Source organism: Haloferax sp. Atlit-4N, assembly GCF_003383025.1.
GTDB lineage: Archaea > Halobacteriota > Halobacteria > Halobacteriales > Haloferacaceae > Haloferax > Haloferax gibbonsii.
Genome location: NZ_PSYY01000001.1, coordinates 889,615 through 910,178 on the forward strand (window position 1 = coordinate 889,615; position 20,564 = coordinate 910,178).

Here is a 20,564-nt window from a genome sequence, read left to right on the forward strand (position 1 = left end):
CGCGACGACTGTTAGCGGTTGCGCTCGGGAGCGTCTTCGTCGGTGTCGCTTACATCACCGTCGTCCGCATCGTTCGCATCGTCCTCGTCGTCCCGCCACTCCCCTCGCTTGAACTCTCGGTAGACGGAGTAGACGCGGGCGAGCACGACCACACCGAACAGAAACAGGCCTGCGCCGAGGAGCGTGTCGCCGCGGAAGTAGGCGAGCATCGGGCCGACCGTGACTCCCGCGAGGCCGACGTTCGCGAGGACGACGCTCGCCCAGAACAGGCGGGCTACCTCGGGGTTCACGTCGGGGGAGAACTCCGGCGCGTCGTCGCCGTCGCTCTCGCCGTCCGAATCCTCGTCGGCGTCCTCGCCGGGGATGCGAACGCGGGGAATCGTCGGGAGCTCCTTTTCGGGGTTCCCCCAGCGGGCTTCCGGGTCTCCCCAGCGGGCCTCGGGGTCGCCCCATCGCGTTTCGGGGTCGATTTTCGAGGCCATGTCCGCCGACGGACGCTCCGCGTCGTCGCCTTCGTCTTCCGCGTCAGCGGCGGGCGTTCCCTCGCGTCGCTCGTCGTCCGTCACGCTCGCGTCGAGACGCCGTGCCGAGAAAAAGTGTCCGTTTCGGCCGAGTCAGGCGCAGTCGTCGAGGCGCATCGACCGCGATGCCTCGACCCACGCGAGTGGGTTCTCCGCGTCGTAGAACACCACGCCACCGTCGATATCGTAGGATTCGACCGTCTCGGCTCCCGTCGGACCAGCCGGTCCGTCGCCGTCGATCGTGCCATCCCACCGCTCCGGAGTTGCGTGGTCGGTCATATCGTGTGACAAGGAATGTCACACATGGATATATGTCTTTCCGTGGTTCGGGGTGCAGTTCGCGGAAACGCCGGGGTTTTTAGCCGCGCCATCGAAGCGACTGGCATGACGCAGACGGGTCTGACCGACTTCGGGGGGAACGACGCCGACGGCGCGGGCGACGCGCGGCCTGACGAGGAGGCCGCCATCGTCGCCGGCGACGCCGGCCAGCACGTCTCCGACGTCATCGACACGGACGAGGTGCGGTTTCCCGACCCGGACGGGACGGTCGAACTGGCCGTCACGCAGGTCGACTACACCATCGAGGGCGCGGGCCGCGACGAGTACCCGGTGATTCACATCTTCGGTCGGACGGCGGACGACGAGACCGAACACGTCCGCGTGCTCGGGTTCCGGCCGTACTTCTACGCGCCCACGGACAGCCTCGACGACGACGCGCTCGACAAGGACGTCATCACCGGCACCGAGGACGGCTACGAGAGCATCCGTGGCGAGGAGCTAACGAAGATTTACGGCCGCACCCCCCGCGACGTCGGCCAGATTCGCGACGAGTTCGACCACTACGAGGCGGACATCCTCTTTCCGAACCGCCTGCTCATCGACAAGGACATCAAAAGCGGCGTCCGCGTCCCCGAGCGCCGCCTCGACGACGGGTCGATTCAGGTTCCCCACCAGGAGGTCGCGCCCGCGGCGGTCGACGCGAGCCTTCGGGTGAACACCTTCGACATCGAGGTCAACGACCGGAACGGCTTCCCCGAGGAGGGCGAAGAGCCGATTATCTGTCTCACCAGCCACGACTCCTACCGCGACGAGTACGTCGTCTGGCACGCCGTCGCCGACGAGGGCCTCGGCAAGCGCCCGGAGTCGCTGCCGAACTACGAGTTCCTCGGGGAGGACGCGGACGTGGAGGTCAGGACGTTCGACGAGGAGGCGGCGATGCTCGACGCCTTCCTCTCGTACATCGAGGAGACCGACCCCGACATCCTCACCGGGTGGAACTTCGAGGACTTCGACGCGCCGTACTTCCTCGACCGGTTGGAGGAGGTCGACAGGACGACCGACCTGAACCTCGACTACAACCGCATGTCGCGGCTCGGCGAGGTCTGGCGCGGCGGCTGGGGCGGCCCGGACATCAAAGGGCGCGTCGTCTTCGACCTGCTGTACGCCTACAAGCGCACCCAGTTCACCGAACTCGAATCCTACCGCCTCGACGCGGTGGGCGAACTCGAACTCGACGCGGGCAAGGAGCGCTACTCGGGCGACATCGGCGACCTCTGGGAGGAAGACCCCGAGCGCCTGCTCGAATACAACCTCCGCGACGTGGAGCTGTGCGTCGAAATCGACCGGAAGCAGGACATCATCGCCTTCTGGGACGAGGTGCGGACGTTCGTCGGCTGTAAGCTCGAAGACGCGCCGACGCCCGGCGACACCGTCGACATCTACGTGCTCCACAAGGTCCACGGCGAGTTCGCGCTCCCCTCGAAGGGCAAACAGGAGTCGGAGGACTACGAGGGCGGTGCCGTCTTCGACCCCATCACCGGCGTCAAGGAGAACGTCACGGTGCTCGACCTGAAGTCGCTGTACCCGATGTGCATGGTGACCATCAACGCGTCGCCGGAGACGAAAGTCGACCCCGAGCGCTACGACGGGGAGATGTTCCGCGCGCCCAACGGGACGCACTTCCAGCAGGAGCCGGACGGCATGATTCGGGAGATGGTCGACGAACTCCTCACCGAGCGCGAGGAAAAGAAGTCGCTTCGGAACTCCCACGACCCCGGCTCGTCGGAGTACGAGCAGTTCGACCGCCAGCAGGCCGCGGTGAAGGTCATCATGAACTCCCTGTACGGCGTGCTGGGCTGGGACCGCTTCCGACTCTACGACAAGGAGATGGGCGCGGCGGTGACGGCGACCGGGCGGAAGGTCATCGAGTTCACGGAACAGGCCGCGAACCAAATCGGCTACGACGTGGCCTACGGCGACAGCGTGACGGGAGATCGCCCGGTCGTCGTCAGAGACCCCGGTGGGACTGTTCGAACCCTTCCTATCGAGGACTTGTTTGCCCGCGGAACGACTGAGTCTGAGGTACTCATCGCTGCCGACGGGGACGTCGTCGCAAGTGCCACTCCCGGGAAGACTCGCCGAGCGCTCGACGGGTGGGAGGCCCTCTCTGTGAACGAAGATGGAGAGGCGGAGTGGCAGCCGATTGCGCAGGCGATTCGCCATAAAACGGACAAACCGGTGGTGAACCTCCAACACAAGTTCGGTGAGTCGACGACGACGAGAGACCACTCGTACGTCGTCCCCGGTGAAGGCGGCCTCACAACTGTCTCTCCGGACGACGTGGCGGAGCCGTATCGCGTCTCCGGGGTGCCCGACGTCGAGCCTGTCGAGCAGGTCGACGTCTACGAGGTCCTTCGTGGGTACGAACGCGAGTACGAGGACGGACGGAGCGTCGGGAGCGATAATTCGATAACGAAGCGGAAACAAATCCACGCGGACGACGAGTATGTCTGGTTCGGCCACGAGCACCACCGAGACGTCGACTCGACCGTCAAAGTCAAACGATTCGTCGATATCGACAGCGAAGACGGTGCAGCACTCATTCGGCTCCTCGGTGCGTACGTCCCTGAAGGAAGCGCATCCACTGGCGAGACGGCGGCGTCGAAATTCGGGGCAAGTATCGCTGAATCCGACCGTGAGTGGCTAGCCCAACTCCAGCGAGATTACTCTCGACTGTTCGAGAACACGACCGCCGGTATCATTACGAGCGACCGACGAGCGGAGCGAACCGTCGAGTATCAAACGGACACAGGCGGTGCGTCGGTCACGTACAACGACGAGACGCTGAAACTGCAGATGATGAACGAACTCGCTGCTGTGTTCTTCCGCGAGTTCGCAGGGCAGACGTCGCGTGGTAAACGGATCCCCTCATTCGTCTTCCACCTTCCTGAGGAGAAGCAAGACTTGTTCCTGACGTTGCTCGTCGAAGGCGATGGATCTCGCGAATTCCCACGATACACCGAAGCGTACGCACAGCGAAACTTCGACTTCGAGACGACGAGCCGAGAACTTGCTGCCGGTCTCTCGATGTTGCTCACGCAACGGGGACAAAAACACTCGCTCAAGTATCGGGACAGCAAAGGCTCGTACACTATTCGGACGTGTAGCTCCTACCGGGAAGGCCGAGACCCCGTGCTGACCGAAGTCGACCACGACGGCTACGTGTACGACCTGAGCGTCGAAGAAAACGAAAACTTCGTCGACGGTGTTGGAGGTATTGTCCTTCACAACACCGACAGCGTCATGCTCGAACTCGGCCCCGACGTGTCGAAAGAAGAAGCCATCGAGCAGTCGTTCGACATCGAGGAGCACATCAACGCCGCCTACGACGACTTCGCGCGCGACGAGTTGGGCGCGGACGAACACCGCTTCCAAATCGAGTTCGAGAAGCTCTACCGGCGGTTCTTCCAGGCGGGGAAGAAAAAGCGCTACGCGGGTCACATCGTCTGGAAGGAGGGCAAGGACGTCGACGACATCGACATCACGGGGTTCGAGTACAAGCGCTCGGACATCGCGCAGATAACGAAAGAGGTCCAGAAGAACGTCATCGACATGATCGTCCACGGCGAGGAGACGGAAGTCATCAAAGACTACCTCCACGACATCATCACCGACTTCGAGTCGGGGAACCTGCCGCTCGAACAGGCCGGCATCCCCGGCGGAATCGGCAAGCGCCTCTCGGCGTACGAGACGCCGACCGCGCACGTCCGCGGGGCGCAGTACGCCAACGCCTTCCTCGGGACGAACTTCGGGCGGGGCTCGAAGCCGAAGCGGGTCTACCTCAGGAAGGTCCACCCGTCGTGGTTCCGCGAGATGGAGACCGGCGAGTTCGACCCGCAGGTCGACGACCTCTACCGCGAGTTCAAGCGCGACCCCGACGTCATCTGCTTCGAGTACGCCGACCAGATTCCAGAGGCGTTCGAGGTCGACTGGGACACGATGCTCACCAAGACGCTCGAAGGGCCCATCTCCCGCGTCATCGAGGCGCTCGGGATGTCGTGGGACGAGGTGAAAAGCGGTCAGGAACAGACCGGCCTCGGGAGCTTCATGTGACCGGTCGTATCACCAGGCGATGAAACCAAATTCAGTTACGTAGATGGCGATACCGTAACGTCGTTCGGCTGTCCGAAACCCGGACGAGTGTTCCGAACTGCCGTGATTCTTTGCGGTTTTGAAAACAAATTTTCTTTCTACAAAAGGTGGCGGGGGTGAATGCGCAAGCATTATGGGCGATACTCCCCACCCTTCGAGTACGAGGCAACGAACCAACGATGGCAACTCTCGAGATCAAGAACCTCCACGCACGTGTCGCGGAGGAAGACGGTGAGCAGATTCTGCGAGGTGTCGACCTGGAAGTCAAATCCGGAGAGATCCACGCACTGATGGGTCCCAACGGGTCCGGCAAGTCTACGACTTCTAAAATCATCGCCGGGCACCCCGCCTACGAGGTAACCGACGGCGAAATCCTCCTCCACCTGGAGGACGACGACTTCGGCGACCTCGAAATTCCGGACGACGCCCGCACGTGGAACCTTCTGGAACTGGAGCCGAACGAGCGCGCCGCGCTCGGCATCTTCCTCGGCTTCCAGTACCCCGCGGAAATCGAGGGCGTCACCATGACGAACTTCCTCCGCACCGCGCTCAACGCGAAGATCGACGAGCGCGAGGAGCTCCTCTTCGGCGAGGACGACGAGGAAGAAGAAGAGGAAGCCGGCTACGACACCTCCCCGATGGAGGGTAACGTCGACGACGGCGAAGTCGGCGTCGCCGAGTTCCAGAAGCTCCTCAAAGAGAAGATGGAGCTTCTCGACATGGACGAGAAGTTCATGCAGCGCTACCTCAACGCCGGGTTCTCCGGCGGCGAGAAGAAACAAAACGAGGTCCTTCAGGCCGCGATTCTCGAACCGTCGATTGCGGTTCTCGACGAGATCGACTCCGGTCTCGACATCGACCGCCTGCAGGACGTCTCGAAGGGTATCAACGCGCTGCGCGACGAGCAGGGCACCGGTATCCTCCAGATCACTCACTACCAGCGTATCCTCGAATACGTCGAGCCGGACCACGTCCACATCATGCTGGACGGCAAGGTCGTCAAGAGCGGCGACGCCTCGCTCGCGTCCGAACTCGAAGACAAGGGCTACGACTGGGTCCGTGAGGAAGTGTACGAAGCCGCGTAATCCCCCAACATCATGAGTTCCGACCAAGACCACCTCAAAGAGACAGACACGGAAGCTCGCTTCGAGTTCAAGAAGGAGCAGAAGGCCGCGTTCGTGGCCGAGAAGGGTCTCACCGAAGAGACCATCCGCGTCATCTCGGAGGACAAAGACGAGCCCGAATGGATGCTCGAGCGCCGCCTTCGCGCGCTCAAGCAGTACCAGAAGATGCCGATGCCGACCGACTGGCCCGGCCAGCCTGACCTCTCCGAGGTCAACGTGGACGAAATCGTCCCGTACATCCGACCCGACGTGGAAGTCCGCGGCGGCGTCGACGACTGGCGCGACCTGCCGGACGACATCAAGGACACCTTCGACAAACTGGGTATCCCGGAAGCCGAGAAGAACGCCCTCTCTGGCGTCGGCGCCCAGTACGAGTCCGAAGTCGTCTACCAGAACATGCAGGAGCGCTGGGAGGAGAAAGGCGTCGTCTTCATGAACATGGACCAGGCGGTCCAGGAGCACGAAGACATCGTCAAGGAGTACTTCATGACGAAGTGCGTCCCCCCGAGCGACAACAAGTTCGCGGCGCTTCACGGCGCTATCTGGTCCGGCGGCTCGTTCGTCTACGTCCCCGAGGACGTGACGGTCGAGATGCCGGTCCAGGCGTACTTCCGCATGAACTCCGAGGGCATGGGCCAGTTCGAGCACACGCTCATCGTCGCGGAGAAGGGCTCCGAAGTCCACTACATCGAGGGCTGTTCGGCTCCCAAGTACTCCGCGTTCAACCTCCACTCCGGCGGCGTCGAAGTGTTCGTCGGCGAGGACGCCCACGTCCAGTACTCGACCGTCCAGAACTGGTCGAAGAACACCTACAACCTCAACACCAAGCGCGCCATCGTCGAGAAGGGCGGCCGCATGGAGTGGATTTCGGGCTCGATGGGCTCGAAGGCCACCATGCTGTACCCGGCCTCGATTCTGAAGGGCCGCGGCGCCTCCGACAACCACATCACCATCGCCTTCGCGGGCGAGGGCCAGAACATCGACACCGGCGCGAAGGTGTACCACAACGCCCCCGAGACGAAGTCGACCATCGAGTCGAAGTCCATCTCGAAGGACGGCGGCCGCACGAACTACCGCGGTCTCGTCCACATCGCCAACGGCGCGAAGAACTCCTCGACCGCGGTCGAGTGTGACGCGCTCATGTTCGACAACGAGTCCACCTCGGACACGATGCCGTACATGGAGATCAACGAGTCCACGGTGGACGTCGCCCACGAGGCGACCGTCGGCAAGATCGGCGACGAGGACATCTTCTACCTCCAGTCGCGCGGTCTCGACGACGACGACGCGAAGCAGATGATCGTCTCCGGGTTCATCGAACCCATCACGGAGGAACTGCCCATCGAGTACGCGGTCGAACTCAACCGACTCGTCGAACTCGAGATGGAGGGTAGCCTCGGATAACCAATGAGTGCGCAACTTCCCGCAAACCTGTCCGCAGAGACGGTACGAGAGATTTCGGACGCACGGGACGAGCCGGAGTGGCTCCTCGAGACCCGACTCGAGGCCCTCGAAGCACTCGACGAGCTCGAACTGCCGGACGTCATCCAGACGCCCGGTCGCCGCTGGACGAACCTCGAAGCGCTCGACTTCGAGTCGCTCGTCGACCCGCTGAACCAGGCCGACGAGACGACCCGCGAGTCGCCCGAGGGCGTCGTCGTCCTCCCCTTCACGGAGGCGCTCTCCGAGTACGGCGACCTCATCGAGGAGCGCTTCGGCTCCGTCGTCGACCCCCAGTCGAACTACCTCACCGCCCTCTCGGCGGCGCTGTTCACGACGGGCACGTTCATCTACGTCCCCGAGGGCGTCGACGCCGAGGACGTGAAGATTCGCGCCGAGATGAACTCTCGGTCGCTGTTCAGCCACACGCTCGTCGTCACCGAGAAGTCCTCGTCGGTCACCATCCTCGAAGCCGTCGAGTCCGGCGACAGCGTCGACGACGCGCGGTACTTCTCGAACCTCGTCGAAATCGACGCGGGCGAGAACTCGTACGTCCAGTACGGCTCCCTGCAGAACCTCGACGAGGAGACGTACACGTACTCGCTCAAGCGCGCCGACGCCGACACCTACTCGACCGTCAACTGGATCGAGGGGAACCTCGGCTCGCGGCTCACCCGCAGCGACGTCGAGACCGAACTCAACGGCGAAGCGTCGGAGACGAAAATCGTCGGCGCGTTCTTCGGTCACGACGACCAGCACCTCGACGTCAACGCCCGCGTCTGGCACAAGGCCGAGAACACGACGGCCGACCTCGTGACCCGCGGCGTCCTCGACGACGAGGCGCGCTCGGTGTACGAGGGCGTCCAGGACGTCGGCCGCGACGCGTGGAGTACGAACTCCTACCAGCGCGAGAACACGCTGATGCTCTCGGACCAGTCCGAGGCCGACGCGTCGCCGAAGCTCATCATCAACAACCACGACACCGAGGCGTCTCACGCCGCCTCCGTCGGGCAGGTCGACGCCGAGGACCTCTTCTACATGGTCTCTCGGTCCATCCCCGAAGAACAGGCCCGTAACATGCTCGTGGAGGGCTTCTTCGTCCCCGTCCTCGAAGAGATCGAAGTCGACGAGTTCCGCGACGACCTCGAGGAACTCATCGCGGCCCGCCTGCGGTAGGCAGACCGCTCCGCGGCGCGGCTTCGACGACCGTTTTTCTCGTCCCGCCGACCCGCGAGGGAACCGCTTAAGTCGGTTACTCCCGGAGAGGTGTGTATGTACGTCGTGGGACCGTGTCTTCGAACGTCGAGGGGGACGAGTCCGTGAGCGTCGGGTATCAGGTCACCTCGGACCACCAGCTCGCCCGACTCCTCCAGATCGGTATCGTCCTCGAAGAGGTCGTGGAGGCGCGTGCCTACCACCACCACGAGGAACTCGGCGAAGACGCGCTCGACGAGGAGGTTCGAGCCCTTCTTTCGCACGCCGCCGAGGAGTCTGCCGACCACCGCGAACGCCTCGAAGCCGTCATCGACCGGCTGGAGGTCGACAGCGTCCCCTTCGAGGAGATAGAGGCGCTGGTCGAAGCCCAGTACGGCCAGACGAAACCCGAGGACTTCGACGGCGTTCTCTACGACCAACTCTGTAACGAGGAGACCGCCTACAAGTTCTACGACGACGTCATCGAGGCCATCGAGGCGAGCGACGCACAGTTCTCTATCGACCGCGAGGAACTCGTCGCGACGCTGTCGGCGATTCGCGAGGAGGAAGCCGAGGGCGTAGAAGAAGTAACGCGAATCATGGAAGACCGCGAGTGAAACGATGAACACGGCAGACCAATACGTCAAGGCGATTTACCTGCTGCAGGAGATGGAGAACGGCCCGGCAGCCACCGGCGCGCTCGCGGACATGATGGAGGTGAGCCCGGCGAGCGCGAACGAGATGATCGGCAAACTCGAATCCCGCGGCCTCGCCGAACACGAGAAGTACAAGGGCGTCACCCTCACCGACGAGGGAATCGTCCGCGCTCGCGACGCGCTCCAGACCTACTGCATCATCGAGCGCTTTCTCTCGAACGTCCTCGACGTCGAGGAGTTCCGCGCGGAGGCCCGCGAACTCGAACCCGTCATCGACGGGATGATCGCGGAGCGACTCGACACCATCATCGACCGCAACTCCGAGTGCCCCGACTGTTTCGACCCCGAGACGGACGCCTGCGAGTATCTCGAGGTGTGCGGCGCGGAACCCGAGACGGAGACGGAAGTCGCCGATTAATCGCCGCCGGCGACCGGCCGGAACCGAAGCGTTTTCATTTACCAGCGGACAACCGACGAGTGCGCAGTCCCGTGGTGGTGAGCAATCTCGAAGAGATTGCGAGGCACAGGGGACGAGTGAACGACGTGACCGAAGTCCCGTGGTGTAGTGGCCAATCATAGCGGCCTTTGGATTGGTACGGTTCAATGCGTGCCGAGAAGACAGCCGCTGACGGCGGTTCGAATCCGCCCGGGACTACTCAAACTTCTCCGACGAACTAACGCGAAGAGCACGTCGCTTGGCCACGATTCGACGCACGAAGCGTCGGTCAGACGAAAACGCCGCCGACAATACGCCGCCGAGCGATTTTTAATACCGGACAATGACAGTATACTAACGTGTCTCTGCTGCACCCGGTGTCGGCCGCTCGCCACCTCGCGTACTCCCTCCACTACGCGCTCGTTCGGGCGAACTACGAACGACGGTTCGTCGCCACGAAGAAGCACGTCGGGCGCACGAGTTTCAGGAGCTACGAACTGTACAACCGCCACGGCAACGACGTGCTCCTGCAGGCGCTGTTGCTCGGTCTCGACGACGATGACGTCGTGGTCGACGTGGGCGCGAACACGGGAACCTACACGCTCGCAACCGCGGCCAGCGAGTCCTCCGCGCGGGTGGTCGCCGTCGAACCGCATCCCGAAGTCGTCGGCCAGTTGCGGGCGAACGTCGAGGTCAATGACTTCGACGACCGGGTGGACCTTCTCGAGTGCGGCCTCGGCGAGGCCGACGAGTCGCGGGAGTTCCACCTGTCGAGTTACGACGAGTTGGGTTCGTTCTCGCGGGACCACGCGAGCGCGTGGGAAGCGCAGGTCGTCGACACGGCGTCGGTGTCGATGCGGCGGCTCGACTCGCTCGTCGATTCCGGGACGGTTCCGCCGCCGGACCACCTGAAGGTGGACGTAGAGGGGTTCGGCCTGAACGTGCTCCGGGGGGCGGAAACGGTCCTCCGCGAGCACCGGCCGACGGTGTATTTCGAACTGCACGACGCCCGCGGGAGCCACGACGAGGCGGCGGCGAAGGCCCTGCTCAGGGAGGCGGGCTACGAACTGGTCCCGGTCAAGGAAGGTTGGGTGTGCGAGCCGCGGGCGCGGACCGAGGCGGCCCAGTCGGCGTAGTCGCGGGCGGTCAGTCGGGTTCGGTCGGGGTCGAATCGGCTATTCGAGGACGAAGTTCACGCGCTCGTGAGCCGAGCCCTGGGTGGTCCGGCCGGTGACGGAGACCGTGCCGATGTCGCCCGTCGCCGAGACGTGCGTCCCCGCGCAGGCGGTCCGGTCGAAGGGGTCGTCCGGGTCGCCGATTTCGACGATTCGGACCTCTCGAATCGAGTCCGGAAGCAGGTGCAGTCGGGTGCGCTCGGGGTCGAGCGTCGCCTCGGCCTCGTCGCGGTCGAGGCCGTACCACCGAACGGGGAGGTCGGACGCGACGAGGTCGTTCAGGCGCGTCTCGATGGTCCGGAGGTCGTCGCCGTCGAAGCGGTCGTAGGCGCAGTCGAGATGCGCGTGGTCGGCGTACAGCTGGTTACCGGTCGTCTCGGCGTCGAACTCGTCGAGGAGGACCGCAGAGAGGAGATGCTGGGCCGTGTGGTAGCGGCTGTGTGCCCGCCGCCGCGCCGCGTCGACGCGTCCGAAGACGGCCGTTCCCGGCTCGGGGGCGTCGCCCGCGACGACGTGTTCGATTCGGTCGCGTTTCCGCACGTCCGTCACGTCCCACGTCTCGCCGTCGCCGCTCTCGCCGTCTCTCGATAGGGTGCCCGTGTCGTTCGGTTGGCCGCCGCCGGTCGGGTAGAAATAGGTCCGGTCGAGGACGACGCGGTCGCTTCCGCGGACCGTCTCGACGGTCGCCTCGAACTCGTGTGTCGTCGCGTCGTCGAGGTATCGTGCTTCGGTCACGGCGGGGACGACGCGGTCGTTCGAGTTAACTCCCGCCGATGTGGCACCGAGTCACACCGCCGGCCACGAGACCCGGTCTGGTCGCCCGAGAGCCCGGTTCGCGCGACTCAGGGTGGTCGTAACGCCTAAGAGTGGAACGACCCTCATTCCGTGTAATGAGAATACGCACGTGCCAACACCTACGGAGGTTCTGCCGTGGGCGTTGAAATCAAAGAGTCGGCCGTCTCCGACGCGGAGTTCGAGGATATGAAGCGTTTCGTCTCGGACTATCTCTCTGCGAGCGTCGAAAACGAAGACGACGGCGGGCGGATGCGCTGGTACCCGTGGCACTCCGCGGAGTACCGGTTCAACCACATCCTCAACGTCGTCGACCTCGCGACGCGCATCGCCGACCGCGAGGGCGCTGACGTCGACGTCGTCCGCGTCGCCGCGCTCTTTCACGACATCTCGAAGCTCGAAGCCGACCAGGAGGTCCACGCCGAGGAGGGCGCTCGCGTCGCCCGCGAGTTCCTCAGCACCCACGGCGACTACCCCGAGTCCTTCGTCGACCAGGTGTGTCAGGTCGTCTCCGACCACTCGTATCAGGGCCCGCTGACGGACGTGTCGCTGGAGACGCGCTGTCTCATCGAGGCCGACATCCTCGACAAGATCGGCGCGAACGGCACCGCGCTGATGCTCCTGCGGATGGGCTACGAGGCGCGGACGCACATGGACGCCGCCGAGATGGTCGAGCGCGTCTTCGAGCGCGGCCGCGACGCGTCCGCGCGTCTCGAGACCGACACGGCCCAGAGCTTCGCTCACCAGCGGCTCAAGCGCGTCAAGTGGTTCCGCGAGTGGCTCGAAGACGAGGTCCCCGAGATGGACCACGACGGCCAGTTCAGCGGCTGAACGCCGGCGCTCTCAGAGCGTATCGAGAATCGACAGTACGCGTTCTTCGGCGTCGCGGCCGGGGTCGTGTTCGGAGCCGTCGCGGTCGCTGTCGCGGTGGTCCGCGACCGACCGGCGCATCGCCTCCTCGACGGGGGTGGACTCCCACCCGAGACGGGCGAGTTTGTCCGTCGCGAGGACGTGCGGGTAGTCGCGGTAGAGGATGAAATCGTCCATCGAGAGGTCCGTCGCGGCGAGTTCGCGCTCGCCCGCGTGGACCACCTCGACGTCGGTGCCCGCGGCGTCGGCGATGACCTGAACCATCTCTTCGAGCGTGACGAGCCGCCTGTCGCCGACGTTGTAGGCCTCGCCGGCCTCGCCCTCCTCGGCGACGACGCGCATCGCGCTCGCCACGTCCTCGACGTAGGCGCGGTGCCAGACGTTCGTCCCGTCGCCGGGGACGACGACGCGGTCGTAGTTCAGCACGCGGTCGATCCAGTAGTCGAGGCGCTCGGTGTAGTCCTCGGGGCCGTAGACGATACACGGGCGGACGGACATCGCGTTGATGCCCCGCGAGGCCGCCTCGAAGACGACGCGGTCGCCCTCGGCCTTCCGCGGGCCGTAGCTCGCGCCCGAGTCGTCTGCCGCCTGCTCGTCGGTGCAGTCGCACAGCGGCGTCTCGTTTTCGCGCTTCGGGATGACCTCGCTTCCGTAGGCCGCGCCGCTGGAGATGTAGACGTAGGCGTCCACGTCGGCGAAGATGTCGACCGCGGAGGCGACCTCGGCGGGCTTGTACGCCACGCAGTCGAAGACGGCGTCGGGGTCGACGGTCAGCTTCGCGGTCCGAAGCGCCTCGTCGTCCGTTCGGTCGCCCTGGACGTGCTGGACGCGCGGGTCGTCCTCGAAGGGGTTGTCGTGGTTCCCGCGGTTGAAGATGGTCACGGCGTAGCCGCTGTCGAGGAGTTCCGAGACGAGGTGGCGGCCGATGAACCGCGTGCCGCCGATGACGAGTGCGTTGTCCATGTCTCGGTCGAAGGCGCGCGCGGTGAAAAACGTGGGAGAATCGGCGGTGGGTTCCGGGGACCCGCGCTATTCGTGGGTGTCTCACTCCACCCGTTCGAGTACCACGCCGTCCTCGAATCCACCGCGCTCGGCCGCCTTCTCTCTCGCCACCGTCTCGACCCACTCCCAGTCCTCGTCGCACCGGTCGAGAACCGCGTCCACGACGGCGTACACGTCTGCGAGTTCTTCGGGGCGTCCCGATTCGGCGAACTCCTCGGCCTCTTCGACCAGTTTCTCGCGTAGTCGGCGGTCGAACTCCTCGTCGTCGGCGACGTGGACGACCGGCGTCTCGCCCGACTCGCGGATGATTCGTGGAATGTCGTCGCGGACGAGTTTGTCGTACTCGCGGGGCATATCGTCGAGTTCGGACGGTCGGTGAAAAAATGGGACGGCAGAGGGGTGACGGAGGGACTTTCCCCCGAAATCAGTCGGTCGAGAGGCTGACGGTGTCGGTGCTCCGGTTCCCATCCGGCCCGGTGACGCGGAGCGTCACGTCGAGTGTGCCACAGAAGTCGAGCGTGATCTCTGTCGTCGAACCGCGTTCTTCGAACGATGCGCCCTCGCCGAACTGCCACTCGTAGGTCGCCACCTCACCCGTCGACGCGGTTCCGTCGAGGCCGACGGTGGTCCCGGAATCGAGGTCCGTCGAGTCGGCGTCTTCGGGGTCGGTGACGATGCGGGCGACCGGGGCATCCGAGGAGCGCGGGAGATTCCTCGAATCGGGGGCGGTGGGACTCCCTTCGAGGGCGAACACCCCGGCCTGCTCGGTGGACTCTTCTTCCAGATAGCCGGCGAAGATTCGTCCGCCCGCGAGTGCCGGCGTCGATGCTTTTCGGGACGGTGCGCCCTGCTCGTGTCGAACCAGATAGGACCACTGCTGGGACCCGTCTTCGGTCGAGAGCGCGTGTATCGTGGGGTGTCGGCGTTCGCGTTCGAACTCGCCGACGGACTTGGGGATGGCGCTCCCGCCGAGGTAGACGGTGTCGCCGGCGACGCTCGGGTCGCCGTGGAGTTCCGTCGAGGTGTCGTGTGTCCACAGCGTGTCTCCGGTGTCGGCGTCGAGCGCGTAGACCGTCGAGAGGACGCCCTCCTCGGCCACCGAGTCCACGTCGAGCGCGGTGGTGACGTAGACGGTGCCGTCGGCGACGGCCGGTGCGCTGATGAACCGCGCCGACTCCTCGCCGTCGGGTGTGAGTCTCGTCTCCCACTCGACGCTTCCGTCCTCGTCGCTGTGTGCGACGACTCGGTTTATCTCGTCCGTTCGGAACCGATTCCCGGAGGAACGGTAGATGCGACCGTTTTTGTGGGCCGAGTCGACGAAGTTCACACCGTCTTCCAGCACCGCCGTCCACCGCCTGCTCCCGTCGTTGGAGTTCCACGCGACGAGTTCGTTCGCCGCGTCGGTGTACGTCGCCATCCCGTAGAGCGTCTCGTCGTCGCCAATGTAGGGATAGGACCGGTACGACGCGTCGGAGCGCCACACGACTTCGCCGCTCTCGGGGTCGAGTTCCGCGACGACCGACTCCTGTTGGTCCGGGTCTGCGCTGGCGTTTGTCAGGTGCTGGACGTAGAGGGAGCCGTCGGCGATGAGCGGCGTCCCGAGCCACTCCTCGTCCGGACTTGCGTAGTCCGCTGGTGTCTTCTGCCAATTAATTTCGCCGGTATCCAAGTCGAGCGCGTGGAGGCCACCGTATTTGACGTCCGAATCGGTGTATCCTGCCTCGCTCGTCACGAAGAGCGTCCCTTCTGCCACGGCTGGTGTGTCGGTCACCCGGCCGATTCCGGGCTCTGACGCCCCGTACTCCGGTGCGATGTATTTCCAACGTTCTTCGCCCGTGTCGACCTCGTAGGCGACGACGCCCCCGCGGAACGTGCTGTCGTTGGTGTAGAACGTCTGGAAGACGGCCCCGTCGTCGACGAGTACCTCGTTCGCGCTGGTCTTATGCCACGTTCCGTCCAGCCACGACAGGGCGGCGTACTCGTCGTCGGGCGCCGATTCGGGAGCGACTGCGCCGGTGCGTCCCGGTTCGGCACGAGACTGCGACCAATCCTCGGTCGTGACCGTGTCCGATTCTGCCGTCGAGTGACTGTCCGCGAGCGAGGTGCCGGCCACGCCGGATGCCGTGAGGGCACCGAGGGTGGCGAGGACTGTCCGCCGCGAGTAATCTCGGGTCATGTCCACGCCGACATGGCCCCGGACGGCTCATCATTATCTGTTCGGTAAGTGATACGAAACAGTCCGAAAAAACACACCGAACAGCAAGAAAACGCGGGATGGCGACCGGACCGTCAGTCGCTGACGGTCGAGTCGGTCCTCAGTCGTCGCTCGTCGTCGCTGCGCCGACTCTGTCGGTACCGGCGTCGACGATTGCGCCCGCCTTCGCCGGAAGTTCGTTACGCACGTCCTCGCGGCCGTCCTCGGCGATGACCTCGGCGTACGCGTCGGGCATCACCTTCACGAAGTCGCCGAGCACCGACTGCCAGTCGTCGAGCAGTTCGGCCGCGCGGTCGGACTCGGTGTACGCGAGGTGGTTCTCGACGAGTCGGGTGAGCATCGCCTCGTCCTTGTCGTCGAGGTGGGTTTCGAGCGTCACCATCTCGGTGTTCGCCTTCGCGGCGAACTCGTCGTCGGGGTCGTAGACGTAGGCCACGCCGCCGGACATGCCCGCGGCGAAGTTGCGCCCCGTCTCGCCGAGTACGGCGACGACGCCGCCGGTCATGTACTCGCAGCCGTGGTCGCCGACGCCTTCGACGACCGCCTTCACGCCGGAGTTGCGGACGCCGAAGCGCTCGCCGGCGAGGCCGTTGACGTAACATTCGCCCTGCGTCGCGCCGTAGAGGGCGACGTTGCCGATGAGGATGTTCTCTGCGGCCTCGTAGTTGGCCTCGGCGGGCGTGTTGACGATGACGCGGCCGCCGGAGAGGCCCTTGCCGACGTAGTCGTTCGCGGCCCCGGTGAGCCGCATCGTGACGCCGCGGGCGAGGAAGCCGCCGAACGTCTGGCCGGCGATACCGTCGAACTCGCAGCGGATGGTGTCGTCCGGCAGGCCCTCGCCGCCGTGGGCGTTCGAGATGCGGTTCGAGAGCATCGCGCCGACCGCGCGGTCGACGTTCGAGAGGTCGCGGCGGATGACGACCGGCTCGCGGTCCTCGATTGCCTCCGCGGCCTCGTCGATGAGCTTGTGGTCGACGTGCGTCCCGATGTCCGCGTGGACCTGCTCTTCGGTCTTGCGGCGCGCGCCCGTCTTGGGCTCGGCCAGCACCGACGAGAGGTCGAGGTGCTTGGCCTTCTCGTGGTCCGTCTCTATCTGCCGGAGCAGGGACGGACGACCGATCATCTCGTCGAGCGAGGTGAAGCCGAGGTCGGCCATGATCTCGCGGAGCTCCTCCGCGATGAACGTCATGTAGTTGATGACGTGGTCGGGCTCGCCGGGGAAGCGGCGGCGCAGGTTCTCGTCCTGCGTGGCGACGCCGACCGGACAGGTGTTCTCGTGGCACTGGCGGGCCATCACGCAGCCCGAGGTGACGAGCGACGCGGTCCCGAAGATGTACTCCTCGCCGCCGAGGAGGGCGGCGATTGCCACGTCGCGGCCGGTCTTCATGCCGCCGTCGACGGAGACGCGGATGCGGGAGCGAAGCCCCGTCGCGCGGAGCATCTGGTTGGCCTCGGCGAGGCCGAGTTCCCACGGGAGGCCCGCGTTCTTGATGGAGGTCTTCGGCGACGCGCCGGTGCCGCCGTCGTGGCCGGAGATGTGGACCACGTCGGCTTTCGCCTTCGAGACGCCGGCGGCGATGGTGCCGATACCGGCCTCGGAGACGAGCTTGACGTTGATGTCGGCGTCGGGGTTGGCCGACTTCAGGTCGAAGATGAGCTGTTTGAGGTCCTCGATGGAGTAGATGTCGTGCAGCGGCGGCGGCGAGATGAGGCCGACGCCCGGCGTCGCGTAGCGGACGTGGGCGATCATCTCGTTGACCTTCTTGCCGGGGAGGTGGCCGCCCTCGCCGGGCTTCGAGCCCTGCGCCATCTTGATCTGAATCTCGTCGGCCGACGAGAGGTAATGCGAGGTGACGCCGAAGCGGCCGGAGGCGACCTGCTTGACGTTACACTCTTTTTCGGTGCCGAAGCGCTCCGGCGGTTCGCCGCCCTCGCCGGAGTTGGACTTGCCGCCGATGCGGTTCATCGCGATGGAGTTGTTCTCGTGGGCCTCCGGCGAGAGGCTGCCGAGCGACATCGCGGCCGTTGAGAAGCGCTTGACGATGTCCTCGACGGGTTCGACCTCGTCGATGTCCACGGGCTCGCGGTCGGAGTCGAACTCGAGCAGACCGCGGAGCGCCTTCAGCTGCTCCGACTGGTCGTTGACCAGCTCGGCGAACTCCTTGTACTTCTCGTAGTCGCCGGCGCGGACCGACTGCTGGAGCGTGCCGACGGTCTGGGGGTTCCAGCCGTGGTGGATGCCGGCCGAGCGGTTCTCGTACTCGCCCTGCCGTTCGAGCTTCGGGTCCGCGCCGAAGGCGGCGGCGTGGCGGGTCAGCAGGTCCTCTTCGATGACGTCGAGTCCGATACCCTCGGTGCGGATTTCGGTGCCCTCGAAGTACTCGGCGACGAAGTCGGAGGCGAGGCCGACGGCTTCGAAGATCTGCGCGCCGCGGTAGCTCTCGACCGTCGAGATGCCCATCTTGGCCATCGTCTTGAGCAGGCCGTCTTCGAGCGCGTGAACGTACGCGTCGATGGCCTCGCCCTCGTCGGCCCCGTCGGGGCCGGCGACGATGTCCTCGATAGTCTGGTAGGCGAGGTAGGGGTTCACCGCGCCCGCGCCGTAGCCGACGAGCGTGGCGAGGTGGTGGACCTCGCGGGGGTCGCCGGATTCGACGACGAGCCCGGCGTGGTTCCGCAGGCCGTTGCGGACGAGGCTGTGGTGGACCGCGCCCGTCGCGAGCAGGCTCGGGATGGCGACCCGCTCGGAGCCGACGTTGCGGTCGGAGAGGACGACGATATCCGCGCCGTCTTCGATGACCGCCTTGGCCTCGTCGCGGACGGCCTCGATGGCCTCGCGGAGGTCGCCGCCCTGCTCGTAGGTGATGTCGACGACGGCGCTGCGCATGTCGTCGTCGAGGTCCTTGATGGCGGCCGTCTCGGCGTCCGTGAGGACGGGCGAGTCGAGGACGAGCTGGCGCGCGTGGTCGGCCGACTCGTCGAGCAGGTTACGCTGGAAGCCGAGCCGCGACTCCAGGCTCGTCACGAGCTTCTCGCGGATGTAGTCGATAGGCGGGTTCGACACCTGCGCGAACAGCTGCTTGAAGTAGGTGAACAGCGGGCGGTTGAGGTCCGACAGCACCGAAAGCGGCGTGTCGTCGCCCATCGAGCCGACGGGGTCCTTGCCGTCGCGGGCCATCGGCTCTATCATGTGGTTGAGCTGGTCGTGCGTGTAGCCGAACGCCGCCTGCGTCGCCCGGAGCGACTCGACCTGTCCGCGCGAGGTGGAGTCCGCGTCGCCGGCGAGCTCGTCGAGGTGGCGCTGCTGTTCGTCGAGCCACTCGCCGTACTTCTCGTCGGTGAGGGAGTCGAACACCTCGGCGTCGGGGATGACGCGGCCCTCGTCGGGGTCGGCCATGAAAATCTCGCCGGGTTGGAGGCGGCCGCGGGACTCGATTTCCGCGGGGTCGGTGTCGAGCGCGCCGACCTCGCTGGCGACGATGAGGCGACCGTCGGTCGTCACCTCGTAGCGGCACGGCCGGAGTCCGTTGCGGTCGAGGACGGCGGCGATGCGGTCGCCGTCGGTCGCCGCGACGAGCGCGGGGCCGTCCCACGGCTCGACCAGCGAGGCGTGGAAGTCGTACCAGTCGCGGCGCGCCTGGTCCATCGCGTCGTCGTTGCGGTACGCCTCGGGGATGAGCATCCGCAGGACGTGCGGGAGTTCGCGGCCGCCCTTGAGGAGCAGTTCGACCGCGTTGTCGACGCTCGCGGTGTCGGACTGGTCGGCCTTCGTGATGGGCCTGAGCGTCTCGATGTCGTCGCCGAAGGCCTCGTGCTGGAGGTCCGTCTCGCGGGCGCGCATCCAGTTGACGTTACCGCGGATGGTGTTTATCTCGCCGTTGTGGATGACCTGGCGGTACGGGTGGGCGAGGTGCCACGCGCCCAGCGTGTTGGTTGAGAAGCGCGCGTGAACGAGCGCGAGTTCGGTCACCATCCGCTCGTCGCCGAGGTCGGGGTAGTAGTTCGGGAGCTGTTCGGCCGTGAGCAGCCCCTTGTAGACGATGGTCTTGCGGTCGAGCGAGCAGACGTAGAACCGGCCTGCGCCCTCGATGGCGAGGGTATCGACCGCCTTCTCGGCGGCGCGACGGGCGAGGTAGAGCGCCCGGTCGAACTCGTCTGCGGTCATCTCGTCGGCCGGCTCGACGAACAGTTGCCAGACGTCGGGTTCCGATTCGAGCGCGGTCGCGCCGAGTTCGGAGTTGTCGGTCGGCACGTCGCGCCAGTCGAACACGGACAGCCCGTGGTCGGCCAGCGAATCCTCGACAACCGCCGAAACGCGCTCGCGGACCTCGTCGTCGGTCGGCATGAACACCGAACCGGCCGCGTAACGGTCCGGAAGCTCGGTTTCGAGGACTGCTTCGAAGAATTCGTCCGGTCGCTGGAACAGGATACCCGCCCCGTCTCCGGTGTTCTCCTCGGCGCCCGTGGTGCCGCGGTGCTCGAGGTTCTCCAGGAGTTCGAGGCTGTCTGCGACGACTCGGTGCGAGGCGCCGTTTTCAAGGTCTACGACGGCCCCAACGCCGCAGTTCGACCGCTCGTCGGTCGGGTCGGCTAACCCGCCCTGAGCGAAGGGTGCGTCTATGTGTGGCTTGGTCATACGCCAATGATACAGCTACCACCATAAGCAACTTTTCCTGAAACCATAAGGGTGTTACAATGTCATATAAGG

The 20,564-nt window shown here is 65.3% G+C and carries 15 protein-coding genes and 1 tRNA gene; 9 read left to right on the top strand and 7 right to left on the bottom strand.

Annotation, left to right across the window (positions count from 1 at the left end; translation table 11 throughout):
• Positions 1–11: 11 nt before the first annotated feature.
• Positions 12–566 carry a hypothetical protein gene (locus tag C5C07_RS04675; protein WP_004972573.1) on the bottom strand — a complete coding sequence of 185 codons (555 nt, stop codon included), beginning with the start codon at positions 564–566 and terminating at the stop codon, positions 12–14.
• A gap of 48 nt (positions 567–614) precedes the next feature.
• The gene (locus tag C5C07_RS04680) at positions 615–800 is read right to left on the bottom strand and encodes a hypothetical protein (RefSeq protein WP_004972572.1); all 186 of its coding nucleotides are present in this window, start codon (positions 798–800) and stop codon (positions 615–617) included.
• 105 nt (positions 801–905) lie between these two features.
• Between C5C07_RS04680 and C5C07_RS04685 the strand changes: the two genes are divergently transcribed.
• The 8 genes from C5C07_RS04685 (at position 906) to C5C07_RS04720 (ending at position 10,938) form a co-directional block, all read left to right on the top strand.
• Positions 906–4,913, top strand: a complete 4,008-nt coding sequence (locus C5C07_RS04685) for a DNA polymerase domain-containing protein (RefSeq protein WP_115804650.1) — start codon at positions 906–908, stop codon at positions 4,911–4,913.
• A 218-nt stretch (positions 4,914–5,131) separates the two neighbouring features.
• Positions 5,132–6,037: an ABC transporter ATP-binding protein gene (locus C5C07_RS04690; protein WP_042663526.1), complete on the top strand. Its 906-nt coding sequence runs from the start codon at positions 5,132–5,134 to the stop codon at positions 6,035–6,037.
• A 12-nt stretch (positions 6,038–6,049) separates the two neighbouring features.
• Complete coding sequence (sufB, locus tag C5C07_RS04695; protein WP_004044077.1) at positions 6,050–7,480, top strand: Fe-S cluster assembly protein SufB; 1,431 nt, start codon at positions 6,050–6,052, stop codon at positions 7,478–7,480.
• 3 nt (positions 7,481–7,483) lie between these two features.
• Positions 7,484–8,692, top strand: a complete 1,209-nt coding sequence (gene sufD, locus C5C07_RS04700; protein WP_004972569.1) for a Fe-S cluster assembly protein SufD — start codon at positions 7,484–7,486, stop codon at positions 8,690–8,692.
• A 143-nt stretch (positions 8,693–8,835) separates the two neighbouring features.
• Positions 8,836–9,327, top strand: a complete 492-nt coding sequence (locus C5C07_RS04705; protein ID WP_004972568.1) for a hypothetical protein — start codon at positions 8,836–8,838, stop codon at positions 9,325–9,327.
• A 4-nt stretch (positions 9,328–9,331) separates the two neighbouring features.
• A complete protein-coding gene (locus C5C07_RS04710; protein WP_004972567.1) occupies positions 9,332–9,784 on the top strand; it encodes a metal-dependent transcriptional regulator in 453 nt (150 codons plus the stop codon).
• Between the two features lie 133 nt (positions 9,785–9,917).
• Positions 9,918–10,021: transfer RNA gene (locus C5C07_RS04715), tRNA-Gln, on the top strand.
• Between the two features lie 158 nt (positions 10,022–10,179).
• Positions 10,180–10,938 (top strand): FkbM family methyltransferase, encoded by a 759-nt coding sequence (locus C5C07_RS04720; RefSeq protein ID WP_115804937.1) that lies wholly within the window; start codon positions 10,180–10,182, stop codon positions 10,936–10,938.
• A gap of 39 nt (positions 10,939–10,977) precedes the next feature.
• Here the strand turns inward: C5C07_RS04720 and C5C07_RS04725 are convergent, their stop codons facing one another.
• Positions 10,978–11,712: an alanyl-tRNA editing protein gene (locus C5C07_RS04725; RefSeq protein WP_004972563.1), complete on the bottom strand. Its 735-nt coding sequence runs from the start codon at positions 11,710–11,712 to the stop codon at positions 10,978–10,980.
• 195 nt (positions 11,713–11,907) lie between these two features.
• On the opposite strand from C5C07_RS04725, the gene C5C07_RS04730 reads away from it, so the two are divergent.
• Complete coding sequence (locus C5C07_RS04730) at positions 11,908–12,600, top strand: HD domain-containing protein (RefSeq protein WP_004972562.1); 693 nt, start codon at positions 11,908–11,910, stop codon at positions 12,598–12,600.
• A gap of 12 nt (positions 12,601–12,612) precedes the next feature.
• On the opposite strand, the gene C5C07_RS04735 is transcribed toward C5C07_RS04730, so the two are convergent.
• The 4 genes from C5C07_RS04735 to gltB all read right to left on the bottom strand — a co-directional run bounded on the left by C5C07_RS04735 (position 12,613) and on the right by gltB (position 20,492).
• Positions 12,613–13,602, bottom strand: coding sequence for an NAD-dependent epimerase/dehydratase family protein (locus tag C5C07_RS04735; protein ID WP_004972560.1), 990 nt, complete (start codon positions 13,600–13,602; stop codon positions 12,613–12,615).
• 81 nt (positions 13,603–13,683) lie between these two features.
• Positions 13,684–13,995 (bottom strand): nucleoside triphosphate pyrophosphohydrolase, encoded by a 312-nt coding sequence (locus C5C07_RS04740; RefSeq protein WP_115804651.1) that lies wholly within the window; start codon positions 13,993–13,995, stop codon positions 13,684–13,686.
• A gap of 70 nt (positions 13,996–14,065) precedes the next feature.
• Entirely contained in the window at positions 14,066–15,817 is a 1,752-nt protein-coding gene (locus tag C5C07_RS04745; protein ID WP_115804938.1) for a PQQ-binding-like beta-propeller repeat protein, read from the bottom strand.
• Positions 15,818–15,956: 139 nt separating this feature from the next.
• On the bottom strand, positions 15,957–20,492 hold the full coding sequence (gene gltB, locus C5C07_RS04750) for a glutamate synthase large subunit (protein ID WP_115804652.1): 4,536 nt from the start codon (positions 20,490–20,492) through the stop codon (positions 15,957–15,959).
• Positions 20,493–20,564 lie beyond the last annotated feature (72 nt).

What these genes read in the sequence shown, in the direction of transcription:
- gltB (WP_115804652.1), bottom strand. Translation starts at nt 20,492, where the DNA reads ATGACCAAGCCACACATAGACGCACCCTTCGCTCAGGGCGGGTTAGCC.
- C5C07_RS04745 (WP_115804938.1), bottom strand. Translation starts at nt 15,817, where the DNA reads ATGACCCGAGATTACTCGCGGCGGACAGTCCTCGCCACCCTCGGTGCC.
- C5C07_RS04735 (WP_004972560.1), bottom strand. Translation starts at nt 13,602, where the DNA reads ATGGACAACGCACTCGTCATCGGCGGCACGCGGTTCATCGGCCGCCAC.
- sufB (WP_004044077.1), top strand. Translation starts at nt 6,050, where the DNA reads ATGAGTTCCGACCAAGACCACCTCAAAGAGACAGACACGGAAGCTCGC.
- C5C07_RS04710 (WP_004972567.1), top strand. Translation starts at nt 9,332, where the DNA reads ATGAACACGGCAGACCAATACGTCAAGGCGATTTACCTGCTGCAGGAG.
- C5C07_RS04685 (WP_115804650.1), top strand. Translation starts at nt 906, where the DNA reads ATGACGCAGACGGGTCTGACCGACTTCGGGGGGAACGACGCCGACGGC.
- sufD (WP_004972569.1), top strand. Translation starts at nt 7,484, where the DNA reads ATGAGTGCGCAACTTCCCGCAAACCTGTCCGCAGAGACGGTACGAGAG.
- C5C07_RS04690 (WP_042663526.1), top strand. Translation starts at nt 5,132, where the DNA reads ATGGCAACTCTCGAGATCAAGAACCTCCACGCACGTGTCGCGGAGGAA.
- C5C07_RS04680 (WP_004972572.1), bottom strand. Translation starts at nt 800, where the DNA reads ATGACCGACCACGCAACTCCGGAGCGGTGGGATGGCACGATCGACGGC.
- C5C07_RS04740 (WP_115804651.1), bottom strand. Translation starts at nt 13,995, where the DNA reads ATGCCCCGCGAGTACGACAAACTCGTCCGCGACGACATTCCACGAATC.